This window comes from Paenarthrobacter sp. CCNWLY172 (assembly GCF_037402035.1).
GTDB lineage: Bacteria > Actinomycetota > Actinomycetes > Actinomycetales > Micrococcaceae > Arthrobacter.
In genome coordinates, this window is the sequence record NZ_JBBEGB010000008.1 from 216784 (window position 1) to 233388 (window position 16605).

The 16605-nt window shown below is 62.7% G+C and carries 13 protein-coding genes; 8 read left to right on the forward strand and 5 right to left on the reverse strand.

The features are described 5' to 3' along the window. Nucleotides 1-26 precede the first annotated feature (26 nt). The 3 genes from WBN73_RS14565 to WBN73_RS14575 are packed head-to-tail and all read left to right on the forward strand — an operon-like array spanning nucleotide 27 to nucleotide 3370. The gene (locus WBN73_RS14565; RefSeq protein WP_337340539.1) at nucleotides 27-968 is read left to right on the forward strand and encodes an ABC transporter permease; all 942 of its coding nucleotides are present in this window, start codon (nucleotides 27-29) and stop codon (nucleotides 966-968) included. Beyond that, nucleotides 952-1797 carry an ABC transporter permease gene (locus WBN73_RS14570; protein WP_207597348.1) on the forward strand — a complete coding sequence of 282 codons (846 nt, stop codon included), beginning with the start codon at nucleotides 952-954 and terminating at the stop codon, nucleotides 1795-1797. The genes WBN73_RS14565 and WBN73_RS14570 overlap by 17 nt, the downstream gene beginning before the upstream one ends. Then, nucleotides 1790-3370, forward strand: a complete 1581-nt coding sequence (locus WBN73_RS14575; protein ID WP_337340538.1) for an ABC transporter ATP-binding protein — start codon at nucleotides 1790-1792, stop codon at nucleotides 3368-3370. The genes WBN73_RS14570 and WBN73_RS14575 overlap by 8 nt, the downstream gene beginning before the upstream one ends. A gap of 7 nt (nucleotides 3371-3377) precedes the next feature. Here WBN73_RS14575 and WBN73_RS14580 read toward each other — a convergent pair whose 3' ends face one another. Beyond that, nucleotides 3378-4190, reverse strand: a complete 813-nt coding sequence (locus WBN73_RS14580) for a hydrolase (RefSeq protein WP_337340537.1) — start codon at nucleotides 4188-4190, stop codon at nucleotides 3378-3380. 223 nt (nucleotides 4191-4413) lie between these two features. Between WBN73_RS14580 and WBN73_RS14585 the strand changes: the two genes are divergently transcribed. The 4 genes from WBN73_RS14585 to WBN73_RS14600 all read left to right on the forward strand — a co-directional run bounded on the left by WBN73_RS14585 (nucleotide 4414) and on the right by WBN73_RS14600 (nucleotide 7974). Further along, nucleotides 4414-5880, forward strand: coding sequence for an APC family permease (locus tag WBN73_RS14585; RefSeq protein ID WP_207597351.1), 1467 nt, complete (start codon nucleotides 4414-4416; stop codon nucleotides 5878-5880). A 16-nt stretch (nucleotides 5881-5896) separates the two neighbouring features. Further along, the gene (locus WBN73_RS14590; protein WP_242703593.1) at nucleotides 5897-6460 is read left to right on the forward strand and encodes a DinB family protein; all 564 of its coding nucleotides are present in this window, start codon (nucleotides 5897-5899) and stop codon (nucleotides 6458-6460) included. 106 nt (nucleotides 6461-6566) lie between these two features. Beyond that, complete coding sequence (locus tag WBN73_RS14595; RefSeq protein WP_207597352.1) at nucleotides 6567-6776, forward strand: DUF2945 domain-containing protein; 210 nt, start codon at nucleotides 6567-6569, stop codon at nucleotides 6774-6776. Nucleotide 6777: 1 nt separating this feature from the next. After that, a complete protein-coding gene (locus tag WBN73_RS14600) occupies nucleotides 6778-7974 on the forward strand; it encodes an NAD(P)/FAD-dependent oxidoreductase (RefSeq protein ID WP_337340536.1) in 1197 nt (398 codons plus the stop codon). A gap of 48 nt (nucleotides 7975-8022) precedes the next feature. Here WBN73_RS14600 and WBN73_RS14605 read toward each other — a convergent pair whose 3' ends face one another. From WBN73_RS14605 to ligD, 3 genes are all read right to left on the reverse strand, one after another. Continuing rightward, the gene (locus WBN73_RS14605) at nucleotides 8023-8916 is read right to left on the reverse strand and encodes a glucose 1-dehydrogenase (RefSeq protein WP_337340535.1); all 894 of its coding nucleotides are present in this window, start codon (nucleotides 8914-8916) and stop codon (nucleotides 8023-8025) included. A 143-nt stretch (nucleotides 8917-9059) separates the two neighbouring features. Beyond that, entirely contained in the window at nucleotides 9060-10334 is a 1275-nt protein-coding gene (locus WBN73_RS14610; protein ID WP_280627872.1) for a cation:proton antiporter, read from the reverse strand. Between the two features lies 1 nt (nucleotide 10335). Continuing rightward, nucleotides 10336-11580: a non-homologous end-joining DNA ligase gene (gene ligD / locus WBN73_RS14615; RefSeq protein ID WP_337340534.1), complete on the reverse strand. Its 1245-nt coding sequence runs from the start codon at nucleotides 11578-11580 to the stop codon at nucleotides 10336-10338. 534 nt (nucleotides 11581-12114) lie between these two features. Between ligD and WBN73_RS14620 the strand changes: the two genes are divergently transcribed. After that, entirely contained in the window at nucleotides 12115-13863 is a 1749-nt protein-coding gene (locus WBN73_RS14620) for a pyruvate dehydrogenase (protein WP_337340533.1), read from the forward strand. 1 nt (nucleotide 13864) lies between these two features. Here WBN73_RS14620 and uvrA read toward each other — a convergent pair whose 3' ends face one another. Further along, nucleotides 13865-16387: an excinuclease ABC subunit UvrA gene (gene uvrA / locus WBN73_RS14625; RefSeq protein ID WP_337340532.1), complete on the reverse strand. Its 2523-nt coding sequence runs from the start codon at nucleotides 16385-16387 to the stop codon at nucleotides 13865-13867. Between the last annotated feature and the right edge of the window lie 218 nt (nucleotides 16388-16605).

Below are 16605 nucleotides of genomic sequence, written 5' to 3' on the forward strand. Positions count from 1 at the left end.
AACGGGCTGGGACAACCGAAGCACGTATGATCACGTTCCTTGCGAAGCGGACGGCGACCCTGGTGGTCGCCGTCCTGCTGTCGTCTTTCGCCGTCTTCCTGATTCCTTACGTGACCCCAGGCGATCCGGTCCGGAAAATTATCCGGTCCCGTGTAGCCGGCGATGTGGTGGACGAAGCCACCGTTCAGGCACTGGCGGAAAGCCTGGGACTCAACGATCCGCTTCCCGTGCAATATCTCCGGTGGCTGGGTGACTTCTTCACAGGGGACATGGGGTTGTCGCACATTAGCCGTACACCGGTGATTGATCAGGTGTTGCCTGCCTTGGGCATCACCCTCAGCCTTGTGCTGGTGGCTTTGGGCACGGCCGTGCTGGTGTCCCTCCCATTGGGCATTGTTGCGGCCCTGAAGCAAGGCAGCAAAACCGACAAACTGATCACAACTGTCACACAGTCCTTTATTGCCATGCCGGAATACTGGTTGGCACCACTGCTGGTGCTGGTCTTTGCCCTCAAGCTTTCCTGGCTGCCCTCGGCCGGGTGGAATACGGCGTCGTCCATTGTCCTGCCGGCCGCCACGCTGTCCCTTCGGCCCATCAGCTTCTTCACCTCAGCGGTCCGCTCGGGAATGATCGATGCCCTTGAGGCGGAGCACATTCCCGCTGCCCGGGCCCGCGGCCTTAGCCACGTGCAGACTGTCCTGCGGCATGTTGTTCCCAACGGCCTGGTTCCGTTGTCCACGTTGTTCGCGGTGTGGTTCGCCGGTCTTCTGGGAGGTTCGGTCATTGTGGAGGTCATCTTCGCGATCCCCGGGATGGGCCGCCTTCTCTACGACGCCGTGGTCAACAGTGACATCCCCTTGGCGCAAGGAGGCGTGGTGGTTGTGGTGGCTTTGGCTGTTGCCATCACCACCCTCGCGGACTTCCTGCACCGGATTCTGAGCCCAAAGGTGAGTGGCGCCCTTGCGTAAACGGTCAGTGCTCGACGGCGCCGCCGTCGTTATTCTCGTCCTGATAGTTGCCGCCGTCGCGGCTGCACCGTGGCTGGCACCTTTTCCACCGGACGATCAGAACCTCGCTGCACGGCTCGCGCCACCCAGTGCCACACACTGGTTGGGGACGGACCACCTTGGGCGGGATACGCTCAGCCGCTTGCTCGACGGCGGCCGGTTCTCTTTGGTGGTGGCGGCACTGGCCACGGTCCTGACCGGAATCATTGGTTTGGTGGTCGGTGTGCTCAGCGCCCGGCGGAAGGGCTGGGTAGACGAACTGTTCACCCGTACCAATGATGTCTTGTTGGCGCTGCCGGAGATGGTGGTGGCATTGTTCATCGTCGCGGCCATGGGCACAGGTTTTACGTCCCTGCTGGTCGCCCTGACCGTAACCGGGTGGACGCCGTTTGCCCGCCTGGCCCGGACGTTGGCCTACGACGTTTCTGCCCGCGGGTTCGTCGAAGCAGCGCGCGTGGTGGGCTGTTCGCCGTCGTTCATTGTCTTCCGTCACATCATCCCGCACCTCGCAGCGCCGATGCTGGGGCAGGCGACACTGCGTTTCGGACAGCTCCTGATCAGCGTGGGAGCCCTGTCCTACCTCGGGCTGGGCGTTCAACCGCCACAATCCGACTGGGGTTCCATGGTGGCAGCGGCCCAGCCGTATGCGGAGCGGGCACCGTGGGGGATCATTGCTCCGGGCCTCACCATCTTCCTGGTTGCCCTGTGTGTAACGCTGATCGGCCAGCGGACGTCACGGCGGGCAGCCGACCCGGTGGATGTCCTGGTAGTGGAGGGCCAGCATGCCTGAACTGGTGATCGAGAACCTGACTGTGCTGGGCACAGACGCAGGACGCCCGATTCTCTCCGGTGTGAGCCTGGCCGTGCATCCCGGCGAGTTTGTAGCGCTCGTAGGAGGTTCCGGGTCGGGCAAAACCATGACTGCCCGGTCCGTCCTGCAGTTGCTGCCGCAGCCTTTGCGGATTGCCTCGGGGTCCATCCATGTGGACTCCGTAGACGTGACCCGTGCCTCCGGACTTGAGCTGAACCGCATCCGGGGTGGCCGGTTGGGGATGCTCTTCCAGCAGCCCAAGAAGATGTTCAACCCCAGCAAGACCCTCCGTGCCCACCTGAGGGAACCCCTCCGCCTCCATTCAGGCCTGCGCGGAAAAGCTGCGGAGGAGAAGGTGCTGGAGCTGCTGGCTGAAGTGGGATTCGAGGATCCGCAGTGGGGCGCCCGGGCCTACCCGCACCAACTTTCCGGTGGCATGGCCCAGCGTGCCATGACAGCCGTGGCCCTGGCGGGCCAGCCGGGGATCCTGCTTGCTGACGAACCAACGTCTGCTTTGGACAAGGTCCTGGAACGCCAGATCCTGCAGTTGCTGGACCGCGAACGGAGCCAGCGTGGTCTGGGGATTCTCTACATCACGCACAATCTTGCCTCTGTTGCGGCCTTCGCAAATCGCGTCCTGGTGATGGAGGCAGGCAAGATCGTGGAGTCGGGCACCACTGAGGAAGTGCTGGGGAGTCCGAAGATTCCTTACACGCAAAAGCTTCTGGAGGCATCAAACCTCCTGCCATCAGGGACTGTGAAGCAGGTGCACCCGGCGCGGAATGTCCTTACCCTCAACAGCGTCGTCAAGAATTTCGGCCGCGGCCACCGGGGTCGCAGTCCAGCACTTGACGCTGTTTCCCTCGAGCTGAAAAAGGGGGAGATCCTGGGAGTGCTCGGCCAATCCGGTTCCGGGAAAAGCACCTTGGCCAGGTCAATCGTTGGTCTGGAAGGAATGAGCAGCGGCAGCATCACCCGGGCCCTGTCAGCAGACCGGCTTGCCGATCCGACTGCCGTCCAACTGGTGTTCCAGGAACCACATGACGCCTTCGACCCCCGCATGACACTCCGTGCAAGCCTGGAAGCACCCTTGCCACGGCGGCTCCCGTCGAGCGAGAAAACCCAACGGCTGAGCGACGCCATGACGGAAGTGGAACTGGAACCCAGTCTGCTGGACAGGCGTCCGGGCCAATGCTCCGGCGGCCAGTTGCAGCGGGTCACCATCGCCCGGGCGCTCCTGATGGAGCCGGAAGTGCTCATTTGCGACGAAGCAACCTCCGCCCTGGATGCACTGACACAAAGAACCATCCTTGACTTGCTGCAACGCCTGCACCGCGAGCGGGGGCTGTCCCTGATGATGATCACCCACGACATGGACGTGGTGCGCCACATGTGCCAGCGGGTAGCCGTCCTCTATCAGGGGCGGTTGGTGGAACTCACCGACACCGATAAGTTCTTCGCTGACCCGCAGCACCAGCACAGCAAAGACCTGGTCTCGGCCGCGATTCCCTGCAGGGGACTGCATCTGAAAAAGATGAGGACTGCCCCTTAGCAACAGTTCACGTCAGATGATCGAAGTCTCCCCGCACCCAGGCGGCATGCCGTTCAGCGGAGTCGTGCAAAACGGCTTTGGCTCCGGACGATATGACGTTGTTGAAATTCCCATAGATGCGATCGAACCCAAGCGTGTCCAACTGCGCGGCGATCCGCAACACCACGGCTCCGGACAGCGGCAGGCGGTTCGGGTAGCTTCGCATAAACGAGATGGAACGGCGATCCGGATTGGGAAACACGCTGTCACCGGTCAACAGAACCCCCATGCCGGCTGCTCCGGCCGCCCAGTGCGCCACGGCGCTGCCGGGAAAGTGTCCGCCGGTTTGGTGCAGGGTCAGCCCGGGGGCGATCGACATGCTGCCGGACCAGTAGGCAATGGTCGGATCATGGCGTCCCAGCCATTGGTGGTCTGCCTCAGTCACCCATACCGGGGCGCCGCCCAGCCGCCGTGACCATTCGACCTGCACGCCGAACATGTGCGGATGGCTGGCGGCGATCGCCAGGACAGGTCCGTGCTCCAGCACCGCCTTCACAGCGTCGTCGTCGATGTAGCCCACCGGATCCCACAGCAACGAGCCCTGGGACGTCACCACCAGCTGGGCCGTCTGGCCGATTCCGACCTTCGGGTCAGTACTGACGCCGATAAGACCTGGTTCGCTTTCCGAGAGCGATATCCGCTGGCCGGCCGTCCTGAGTTGGTCAAGAGTGACCCACTGTTGCCCTTCCTCAGGGACGTACTGTCGTTCGTCGGCACAGATGGGGCAGACACCCGGAACTGGTTCATCACGTTCCACCGCACAGGCCGCGCAAATCAGCATGGATGGTCCTTTCGGAGCGGTCAGATTCGGGCCCACAGTCCACGGCCAGCGGACCGCCGTCCGCCGCACACTGGTGGGCCCAGAATATTGCACGGGTGCGGCACTCCGGAAGGGCAGGTTTCGGGGCCGACAGTGTTGCCAAAGCCAACGGACAGGCTCACAGTGGGTTACGTCAGGTCACTAACACGATCAGGGAACCGTGTATCCGCCGTGGAGGTCAACCATGAGCACCACATCCGACGACGTCTACCAAGCTTCACCCCCGGACGAAGAACCACAGCTCAAGCGGGTTCTGGGGCCCAAACTCCTGCTCCTCTTCATCGTGGGCGACATTCTCGGAGCGGGCGTTTACGCAGTCACCGGGACGATGGCGGGGACGGTGGGCGGCATTGTCTGGTTGCCGTTCCTTCTGGCCTTTATTGTGGCGACGCTGACAGCTTTTTCCTACTTGGAACTGGTGACGCAGTACCCTCAGGCGGCGGGCGCGGCGCTGTATACGCACAAGGCATTCGGGATCCACTTTGTCACGTTCCTTGTGGCGTTCGCCGTGGTGTGTTCCGGCATCACCAGCGCATCAACATCCGCGAATGTCCTCGCCCAGAATCTGTTCGGAGGTCTGGAAGTCAACGGGTGGATGGGCGCGCCTGACAAAGGAATGATCACACTGGTCGCAATGGCATTCATGCTGTTGCTGGCAGTAATTAACCTCCGCGGGGTTGGCGAAAGCGTGAAGTTCAACGTGGTGCTGACCTCGGTTGAGGTACTCGCCCTGTGCATTGTGATCGGCGTCGGGTTCTTCGTGATGGCGCAGGGAACAGGCAACATCCAGGAAATCACGGTGTTCACCGACTACCAGGACAAGGGGCTGTTCCTGGCTGTTACAGCCGCCACGTCCATTGCCTTTTTTGCCATGGTTGGATTCGAGGACTCCGTGAACATGGTGGAGGAGACCAAGAACCCGGAGCGCATCTTTCCCCGAACCATGTTGACGGGCCTCGGTATCGCAGTGTTGCTCTACATGCTGGTAGCGGTGTCTGTTGTCAGTGTGTTGTCACCCACCGAATTGGGGGAGATCAGGGAATCCGAAGGGGCGGCACTCCTCGAGGTCGTCCACAAGGGCTCCCCGGATTTCCCGATCGATAAGATCTTTCCGTTCCTGGCGGTCTTTGCGGTGGCCAACACTGCCTTGATCAACATGCTGATGGCGAGCCGGCTGATCTATGGGATGGCCCGCCAGCATGTCCTGCCGCGCGGCCTTGGCAAGGTGCTGCCCGGACGCCGTTCACCCTGGGCCGGCATCACTTTCTCCACCGTCCTGGCCCTGGGACTGATCTGGTACGTCAGCATCGATCCGGACAGCAACATCGTGGCCAACCTGTCGGGGACAACCGCTTTTCTGCTGTTGTGCGTCTTCACCGTGGTCAACGTGGCGTGCGTGGTGCTCCGCCGCAAGAGGCACCCGGACCGCAAGGTCTTTTTCACCTCGCCCGGTCAGTTGCCGTGGGTGGCCGCCATCCTCTGCGCCTTCCTCGCTGGTCCCTGGGTGGGCAGGAACCCCATACAGTACCAAGTGGCCGGCGGGCTCATGGCCATTGGTGTCGTGCTCTGGTTCATCACGTGGCTGATCACCAGAAAGTCCACTCCGTCAGCAGGGCCACGCGACCGGGAGCAGGGAACTCCTTCCGGATGAATCACCAGGAGCTGCTGTGAACGATCAAGCAGGCACCACCGAACCGGTCAACACGGAGCCTCCGCTGGACGGCGATGAAGCCGCCACCCTGATGGGCTTCCTTGAGCGACAGAGAGCGACGTTTGCCTGGAAGACGGAGGGACTTGACCGGGACGGCCTGAGGGCCCGGCACGCTCCGTCGTCGTTGACTTTGGGTGGGCTGCTCAAGCACTTGGCCCGCTTCGAGGACGATATGTCCACCGAGTGGCTCCATGGCCGCAGGCAACTTCCCCCGTGGAACGCAGTTGACTGGGACGCCGACCCCGACTGGGACTGGAATTCCGCTGCCGGAGACCCGCCGGAGGAGCTGTATGAAAGGTGGCGTGACGCTGTTGCCCGCTCCAGGGTCTTGTTCGAAGCAGCTATGGCAGAAGGCGGCCCGTCCCGGCAAGGCACCATCGCGTCCCGTCCGGACATCGAGTTGCCCAGCCTGCGCTACATCCTCCTGAACATGATTGAGGAATACGCCCGGCACAATGGCCACGCAGACCTTATCCGCGAATCTGTGGACGGTCTCGTGGGGCAAGACCCGCCCGGCTGAGGCTGCGTCCAGCAACGTCCTCTGGAGGGTTCCGCGAAAAAGATCATCATGCTTACTATTGTGGAGCGCTTGAAGTCAGAGCTGAACACCACACATTGGAGCGGATATGGCACTGGGCAAGGGAACGCGCGTGGAGTGGAACACCTCCCAAGGCAAAACGCACGGGAAGATTGTGGAGAAGAAGACCAGCGACTTCGAATTGGACGGCAATACCCACCGAGCTACTGAAGACGAGCCGCAGTACGTGGTGGAATCAGACAAGACCGGCGCGCGGGCGGCCCACAAAGGCTCCGCCCTGACCGAAAAGAACCAGTGATATGTCCCATCAGCACGATGTAGTCATCATCGGCGGGGGCAATGCGGGAGTCTCCCTTGCGGCCCGGCTGAGCAGATACGGGGTCAAGAACATTGGCCTCATTGAACCCAAGGACCATCACCTCTATCAGCCTCTGTTCTCCCACATCGCCGGCGGCAGGGCTGCGGTCAAGGAAGCCACCCGCAGCCAGGCATCCGTGATGCCCCGGGGGGTTGCCTGGATCAAAGACCATGCGGTGGACGTGGACACCACGGCCAACATGGTGATGCTGGCCTCAGGCAGCACCGTGGGCTATCAACATCTGGTGGTGTGTCCGGGACTCCAGTACCGGTGGGATTCAGTGCCGGGCTTGGCCGAGGCTGTCCATTCGCCGTACGGTGCGTCCCACTATGAATTCGAGCTCGCACCCAAGGCCTGGTCACTCCTGAGCAGTATCCGGTCCGGCACAGTGGTTTTTACCATGCCGTTAGGACCTATTAAGTGTGGGGGCGCCAGTCAGAAGCCGATGTACCTGGCGTGCGACTACTGGCGCGAGCAAGGTGTCCTGGACAAGATCCGCGTGGTGATGGTGCAGCCATATCCCACCGTATTCGGCATCCCCGAGGTGGACAGGGAGCTTGAGCGGAAAATTGCTGAATACGGCATTGAGCTCCGGACAAACAGCGAATTGGTGGCCGTGGACGCTGCCAGCAGGCAAGCGACCATCCGCAACAACGTCACCAACACCACTGAGGAGCTGGGGTACGACGTCCTGAACGCCGTCCCACCCCAGTCTGCGCCGGAGTGGCTCAGAGCTACGGATCTTCCAGCCCCTGGTGGGCAGGACGGGTTCGTCCACGTGGACACCGAAACATTGCGCCACGTCCGCCACTCCAACGTGTGGTCCCTGGGCGACGCTGCAGCCACCACCAACTCCAAGGCCGGCGGTGCCCTGCGCAAGCAGACCAAGGTGCTGGCGAAGAACCTCGTGGCGGCCCGCCAGGGAAAGCCGCCCGCGATGAAGTACGACGGCTATTCCGTGTGCCCCTTCACTGTTTCGCGCACCACGGTGGTCTTCGCTGAATTCGACGACCACTATCGCCCTATGCCTACCATCCCGAAAGTGCCCACGTGGAAGGAAAGCCGGGTGTCGTGGTGGGTGGACCGCATCATGTTCCCCCAGGTCTACTGGCACATGATCCTCAAGGGCAGGGCTTAAGGACGAGTCCATTCCCACCACGTCAGCCAGGCAGCTGCGGGTTCCGGGCTAGGGTGTGGGGCTGCCACCGTTGACGTTGAGGGTTTCGCCAACTACGTAGCTGGATTCGGGCGAAGCGAGGAACACGTACGCCGGGGCAAGCTCTGCCGGCTGGCCGGCGCGGCCCAGGGGAGTGGAGTGCCCGAACTCCGGCAAGGCCTCTTTGGGCTGGCCGCTGCTCACCTGCAGCGGGGTCCAGATGGGACCGGGTGCCACCGCGTTGACCCTGATGCCCTTGGGGGCCAGCTGTTGGGCCAGGCCCTTCGTGAAATTGTTGATGCTGGCCTTCGTGGTGGCATAGTCCACCAGTGTGGGCGAAGGGTTGTAAGCCTGGATCGATGTGGTGTTGATAATGGTTGAACCAGCGGGCAGGTGGGGCAGTGCAGCCTTGGTCAGCCAGAACATCGCGTACACATTGGTCTTTAGTGTGTGGTCGAATTGCTCGTCGGTGATGCCTGCGAGGTCTTCCTGTGCCACTTGCTTGCCTGCGTTGTTGACCAGGATGTCCACTCCGCCCAAGACCGCGATGGCGGTATCCACCAGCTCCCGGCATGTAGCGGAGTCTTTGAGATCGCCTGGCACCTTGACGGCCTTGCGGCCTGCGGCTTCAATAATGCCGGCGATCCGGGCGGCATCTTCTTCCTCTTCGGGAAGGTAGGAAAGCACGACGTCGGCACCCTCCCGCGCGAAGGCAATGGCGGTCGCCGCGCCGATGCCCGAGTCCGCGCCGGTGACGATCGCCTTGCGGCCATCCAGCCGACCGGTTCCGCGGTAGGTTTCCTCACCAAGATCCGCTGTGGGCGTCAACTCTGCGTCCAGTCCCGGCTCGGGTTGGTGCTGTTTCGGCGGGGAGATTTTTTCGTAGGCGGTGACAGGGTTTCGGAACGTGTACTGATCAGTCATGATGGTCCTCCTGTTGTCTACGGGAGAAGCGCTGCGGGTATCGCGCCCCTAAAGCTAAGGAAGCTTATGAATCCACACTAAGCACGCCTGAGGTCAGGTGCAAAACCTGGTGGTGTGTCCCTGCTGTTCGACGCTGGCTGCGCCTAGGTGCTGCTGCCGGAAGCGCCCGACGGCGGGAGGTCGCCGTCGTGCTTCTGTTGGTCTGGGCGTGGACTGCTGTCGGCCGGCAGTGCCGCCGCAGGGGCCGTTGTGGCCCCGCGCTGGAGTTGCAGCAGGGCCAGCAGGGGGAACAACAGGACGGAGAGCATACCGGCGCCGACAAGTGCGGAGGAGATTCCGCTGGTGATGAATCCCTGCTCCCGTCCGATGGTGGTTACGGCCACGATGATGGGCAGCCCCGTTGCCCCGAACAGCAGGATTGCCCGCTTATGGGCCCATGTCGAGCCCCGGGGCGCCGCCAGCAAGGACGGCAGGCCGCGGATGACCAGCAGGAGCACCAGGAACAGCGGGACCAAAGCGAGGGTAGCAGGGCTTGACGTCAACGCGCCGAGATCAAAATCAATACCGGTATCTATGAAGAAGATGGGCACCAGGAATCCGAAGGCGACCGCATCGATTTTTGTTTCAATTACTCTTCGGTCAGCTTCGGGAGCACGCGCGATGGTTACCTGCCAGAGGACGCCGGCCGCGAAGGCACCCAGCAGCATGTCCAGCCCCAGCACCATGCTCAGGACAACCAACGAGCTGAGGACCAGCATGATGGACCGCATGGCGAATTGGCTGCTGGTGTGGAGGGTCCTGGTGACCTGGGCGTGGAAGAGAGTGTGCCGTGCTTTTGAAGCGAAGTAGATGGATACGCCGGTCAGGAGGACAAATCCCAACAACACCACTGAAGCCGTTCCCACTTGCTTCCCGGAGAAGAAGAGTGAAATCGCAATCAGGGGACCAAACTCGCCTACGGCGCCCAGGGCTGCAACGGCAGTGCCGACGGGAGATGTGGATTCGCCCGCATCGCGGATGATGGGCAGCAAGGTTCCCAATGCTGTGGAGCACAAGGCCACTCCAATGATCACGGCGGCCTCGGGGGCGGGAGCCAGCACAAAGCCGGCGCCGACTCCGGCTGCCAGGGAGATCACCCATCCCGCGGAAGCACGTTTGATGGGGCGCCCGCGGATTGCCGTGAAGTCGATTTCGTTCCCTGCAACGAAAAACAGCATCGCCAGCCCAAAATCAGCCAAGGTGTCGGTGAACGGAGTGGATTCGATCCAGCCCAGCAGGCTGGGGCCAAACAGGATCCCCAGGACAATTTCGAAGACCACGATCGGCACCTTGATCACGGGATCAAGCAGCCGAACGGCTAGGGGAGCTGCAACTGCCAACGCTGCGATGAGGACCAGTGACGCGGACAGGCCTTGCATGTCAGGCCCCGGGCCGTCCGGGCCATGTCTTGCCCGCCCAAGGATCGTAGTCGGCAAGGAGTTCCTCCTGCGGCGGGCGCCCGCTGTCGGGAACGTGCTGCAGGTTGATCCGAACCCTGTACCAGAGCGAGCTGGATCCCCTCATCCCGTCAATAAGGACATCTGCCGGGTGCAAAGCGGAGACGACGTCCGGGTGCCGTTCTTTCCATTCCTCCAGCGCGGCGAGGGCTTCTGGTTTCGTTTTGGTGCGGGCCACCTCGATGAGTGGCATCGTGGGCATCCGGCGGCCTGAGCCGTCCCCGCTTCGCGGAGCCTTTTCTGCCGGGCCGAGCTCGGCAGCCAACGCCAGCAGCCCGTCGAGTGACCCCACGGCGTGGTCGATGCCGGCGTGGGGATCACCCACATCGGTATAGCGGCCAGGGACAGTGAGGACCGTGAACTGGTCCGGCCGGGCTGAGCGTACTTCTGCCCAGGTCAGTGGAGTTGAGACGCGGGCATCGGGGAGTGACCGGACCGAATAGGCGGAGGCAACGGTGCGGTCCTTGGCGTTCTGGTTGAAGTCGACGAACACGCTTTCACCCCGTTCCTCTTTCCACCACCTGGCGGTGGCGAGTCCCGGTGCGCGGTTCTCCACCTCCCGGGCCAGGGTTTCGGCGGCGAGCCGGACCTCGCGGTAGGACCAGTGCGGCGCGATCCGCACCAGGATGTGAAGCCCGCGCGAACCGCTCGTCTTCGGCCATCCCACCAAACCCACGTCGTCGAGGACGTCCTGTGCGACGTACGCGGTGTCCACGATCTGCGACCAATCCACACCCGGCATGGGGTCGAGGTCCACGCGAAGCTCGTCAGGGTGCTCAAGGTCCTCGGCGCGGACGGGGTGTGGATTGAGGTCCAGGCAGCCAAGGTTCACTACCCAGGCCAAGCCCGCGGCGTCCCGGATGACCGTTTCTTCAGCGGAGGTTCCGGAGGAGTAGTGGAGCGTAGCTGTGTCGATGAACGGCGGATGGTTTTCCGGCACGCGCTTTTGGAAGAACGGCTCTGCATCGATGCCTTTGGGGAAGCGCTTGAGGACCATCGGCCGGCCGCCGGCTCCCCTCAGCGCACCATCGGCCACTTCAAGGTAGTAGCGGACCAGATCGAGTTTAGTCAGCCCGGGTTCCGGGAAAACCACTTTGTCCGGATTCGAGACACGAACCTCGGCACCGTCAATGTCAAGAATCTCCGCGGGGGTCTTGGAGGGGCTCATGCGGTCACGCTAGCAACGAACGGTTGTCCCAGCCAGAGGAATCGGAGAAAAAGTGGTTCCATGCTGTTGCCGGGGCCACTACATTTACGGAACTGGCATTTATAGTAGCGAAAACGTCTTCTCCAAACCCCGAAAAAAACCAGAGATAGCCAGACGCCAACCCCGCGGGGTGTATCCGTAGCGGTGGAATGCACATTGACGTTTTGAAGGCACATTGATGAAACATATTCTTTCCCGGCATCTATTATGTCTGCCCGGATGGCTCACCAATGAAAGGGGAATGGATTGGGCTGGGTCTGGACCTTCGACAGAAATTTGCAAAGGTAAGTGTCGAGACGGTTAACGGGAGGGTTTTCACGTTTTCTTGAATGACGAGGCCGAATTCATCCCCTGCCCCGGAACGCCTGGTAAGCATGGCGGAACGCCTCTTCGAGACGCGTTTTGCGGCCTGGAGGCATCCAGCCGCCGCAAAGGGAATCCGGCTATATTTGGCCATGTCAGCCCACCACCATCCACTGAGGGAGTCTGCACACTATGGCCAAGGAACTCGCCACCCAGCTCATCGAACAACTCCAGGCTGCCGGAGTGCAGCGGATCTACGGCATCGTCGGCGACAGCCTCAACCCGATCGTGGACGCTGTTCGCCAGACCGGAGGCTCGGCGAAAGGTGGCATCGACTGGATCCATGTACGTCACGAGGAAGCCGCGGCGTTCGCCGCCGCCGCGGAGGCGCAATTGACCGGCAGGCTCGCCGTTTGCGCAGGATCGTGCGGCCCCGGCAATTTGCACTTGATCAACGGCCTGTACGACGCCAACCGCACTGGAGCTCCGGTGCTGGCCATCGCCTCGCATATCCCCAGCAAGCAGATCGGCAGCGGTTTCTTCCAGGAAACCCATCCGGACCGGCTGTTCACGGAATGCTCGGTATATTCGGAACTGATCAGTACTGCCGAGCAGGCACCACGGGTCATGCACAGCGCCATCCAGAACGCCATCGCCCTCAGGGGAGTATCAGTGGTTACGCTCCCGGGCGATATCGCCGGTCTCGAAGCCACGGCCCCCACGCCTTTGCCTGCCACGTTCCGGCCCGCAACGGTGGTGCCAGATCCTGCGGGCGTCCAGGATTTAGCCAACGCCATTAACGACGCCGATAAGGTGGCTGTTTTCGCCGGTGCCGGCGTTGCGGGCGCCCACAGGGAACTTATGGCGCTGGCAGAGCTCATCAAAGCGCCCATTGGACACTCCCTCAGGGGCAAGGATTTTGTCCAGTACGACAATCCGTTCGATATTGGCATGACCGGTTTGCTCGGCTACGGTGCTGCGGCGGAGGGTATCGAGGACGCTGACCTGCTGATCCTGCTGGGCACCGACTTTCCGTACGATCAGTTCCTGCCGGATACCCGGACGGCCCAAGTGGACCGGGCCGCGCAGCGGCTGGGCCGGCGGACCGACGTCGATGTTGCCGTCCACGGCGACGTCCTGCCAACACTTCAAGCATTGCTGCCACTGATCCATGCAAAGAAGAGCCGCCGGTTCCTGGATCAGATGCTTAAGAAGCACGACCGCCTGATGAACAAAGCCGTGGGCGCCTACACCCGCAAAGTGGAGAAGAAGCAGCCGATCCACCCCGAATATGCTGCCTCCTTGCTGGACCAGGTTGCAGCCGAAGATGCCATCTTCACGGCTGACACCGGCATGTGCAACGTCTGGACCGCCCGCTACATCAACCCGTTGGGCACACGGCGACTGATCGGTTCCTTCCTCCACGGCTCCATGGCCAACGCGCTTCCGCACGCGATTGGTGCGCAAGTGGCGTATCCTGGCCGGCAGGTCGTCTCAGTCTCCGGTGATGGCGGCTTGTCCATGTTGCTGGGTGAGCTCATCACCGTTGCCGCGCACAAGCTGCCCGTGAACGTGGTGGTGTTCAACAACTCCACCCTGGGCATGGTCAAGCTGGAGATGCTGGTGGATGGACTCCCTGACTTCGGCGTGGACGTCCCGGACGCAAACTACGCCGAGGTTGCCAAGGCGCTGGGCTTCCACGCAGTGCGCGTCACGGATCCAGCGGACATCGAGGCTGCGTACAGGGAGGCCTTTGCGCACCCCGGACCGTCACTGGTGGAGCTCATTACCGATCCGAACGCGTTGTCCATTCCGCCGAAGATCTCCGGGTCCCAGGTCATCGGATTCGCGACTGCCATGTCCAAAGTGGTCCTGAACCGGGGCGCAGGCGAGGCCGTGAGCATGGCCCGCAGCAACCTGCGCAACATCCCGCGGCGCTGACTCACTGCCGGAGTGCGGTGGCCAGGTAAGGGGCCGTCCGGCTTTCCGTTGAACGGGCGACGACGGCGGGCGGGCCGGTGGCGATCACCTCGCCACCGGCGTCGCCGCCGCCGGGTCCCAAATCGATCACCCAATCTGCGTCCGCCACTACGTCCATCTCGTGTTCGACCACGATCACGGTGTTGCCGGCGTCGACGAGCCTGTGAAGCTGCTTCATCAGCAACTGCACGTCAGCGGGGTGCAATCCGGTGGTGGGTTCGTCCAGCAGGTACAGGGTGTGCCCGCGCTGGACGCGCTGTAGTTCGGTGGCGAGCTTAATGCGTTGGGCTTCCCCGCCGGATAACTCCGTGGCGGGCTGCCCCAACCTGAGGTAACCCAGCCCGACTTCCTTCAAGGTTTGCAGGCTTCGCGAGACGGCCGGGAGATCTGAGAGGAACCCGGAAGCTGTTGAAACGGTCATTCCCAGGACCTCCGCGATGGTCCGGCCACGGTAGGTAACTTCCAGGGTCTCCGGGTTGAAACGGGAACCGTTGCACTCAGGGCAGGGGCCGTAGCTTCCCGGCAGGAACAACAATTCCACCGCCACGAACCCTTCTCCCTGGCACGTTTCGCAGCGGCCGCCGGCGACGTTGAAGGAGAACCTTCCTGCGCCGAAACCCCGGGCACGGGCGCCATCAGTGGCCGCGAATTCTTTCCGCACACCATCGAAAAGGCCCGTGTAGGTGGCCAGGTTCGAGCGCGGAGTGCGGCCGATGGGCCTCTGGTCCACCTTCACGAGGCGATCGAGACGGTGCAGCCCGGACACGGCCGCAGTCCCCGGTACCGCAGTGGGCGACTCGCTGTCCGTGGACTCCGGGTGCAATTCGGCGCTGACAACATCGGCCAGAACCTGGCTGACCAACGTGGACTTACCCGAGCCGGAAACGCCCGTCACAGCCGTGAGCACACCCAGGGGAAAGTCGACCGCAAGCCCGCGGAGGTTGTGCCGGGTGATTCCTCGAAGTTCCAACGACTCATCCCATGGGCGGGCAGCACCTGTACCCGCGCGGCTGCCTTCGGGGAAAAGGAAGGGTCTGGTCACGGAATCCTGCACAGCTTCCAGGCCGCCCACGGGGCCGCTGTAAAGGACCTGGCCACCACCATCTCCGGCATGCGGTCCGACGTCCACCAACCAGTCCGCGGCCCGGACGAAGTCCATGTTGTGCTCCACAACGAACACTGAGTTTCCGGACGCCTTGAGCTGGTTGAGGACCTCAAGCAAGGGTTCGGCATCAGCCGGATGAAGTCCGGCGGACGGTTCATCCAGCACATAAATGACGCCGAACAACCCGGAGCGCAGCTGTGTGGCAATCCTGAGCCTTTGCATCTCGCCGGGAGAGAGCGTCGGCGTTGCGCGGCCCAGTGCCAGGTAGCCCAGGCCGAGTTCCAGGAGCACGGTAACCCTGGCGAGCAGGTCACGGGTGATGGCGACGGCCACCTCGTTGCCTTCGCCGGAGGTCTGGGTGCGGGACGCCGTGCCCGCGGCCGTGAGCTCGGCGGTGGGCCTGATGATCTCTGCCAGTTGCGTCATGGGCAGGGCGTTCAGCTCTGCGATGGTCTTACCGGCGAAGGTGACTGCGAGCGCGTCGGGCCTGAGTCCGCTGCCGTCGCACCGTGGGCATCGGCCGGTCTCCATGAAGCGCAGCACCCGGTCCCGCATGGTGGTGCTCTTGGAGTCCGCGAGCGTGTGGAGAACATAGCTTTTGGCGCTCCAGAACCTACCCTTGTAGGGCTTGGCAACGCGGTCGCGTTGGGGTGTCACTTCCACCACTGGCTGTTCCTCTGTGAAGAGAATCCAGTCCCGGTCCTTCTTCGGCAGTTTTTTCCACGGCGTGTCCACGTCGTAGCCCAGGTGGGTGAGGATGTCCCGAAGGTTCTTGCCTTGCCAGGCGCCCGGCCACGCGGCTATGGCACCGTCCCTAATGGTGAGGGAGGGGTCGGGAACCAAAGACGATTCGCTGACCGTGTGGGCAACGCCCAGGCCATGGCACTCGGGGCATGCTCCGGCGGCGGTGTTGGGGGAGAACGCATCTGAGTCCAGTTGCTTGGCGCCTTGCGGATAACGCCCGGCCCGGGAGAACAGCATGCGCAGCGAGTTGGAGAGGGTTGTCACTGTACCCACGCTGGAGCGTGCGGTCGCGGTGCCGCGGCGTTGTTGGAGCGCGACGGCGGGTGGCAGCCCGGTGATGGACTCCACCTTGGGGTTGTGGCCCTGTTGGATGAGGCGGCGGGCGTAGGGTGCTACGGATTCGAAGTAGCGGCGCTGTGCTTCGGCAAAGATGGTGCCGAAGGCCAGGGAAGATTTGCCGGAGCCGGAGACGCCGGTGAAGGCGACGATCGCATCTCTGGGGACGTCCACGTCAACGGTGCGGAGGTTGTTTTCGCGTGCCCCCCGGACTCGGACAAAGCCATCCTCGGGGGCGGCAACCTGCGCTGCCGGCGCATGGGGAAATGGCCGCTGGGAATTTGTCAGTACTCTGTCCATTTCTATGACTCTAGCCGCGTTCGCGACTTGTCGCTTGGACGGGCCGGCTCCCGGCCTTGGCGCTAAGGGGCGGGGATGATGAATCGTGCCTGCCGGCAGGCGTCGCTTCGCTGTTTGGTTGAGGGATCCCCGGACCCGGCTCCGGGCCGGCACTGATCAAGAAGAACTGATCCGGTCCGCTCAAACGGTAGTGCAGCAGGGTCCCCAGGAGGAGAATG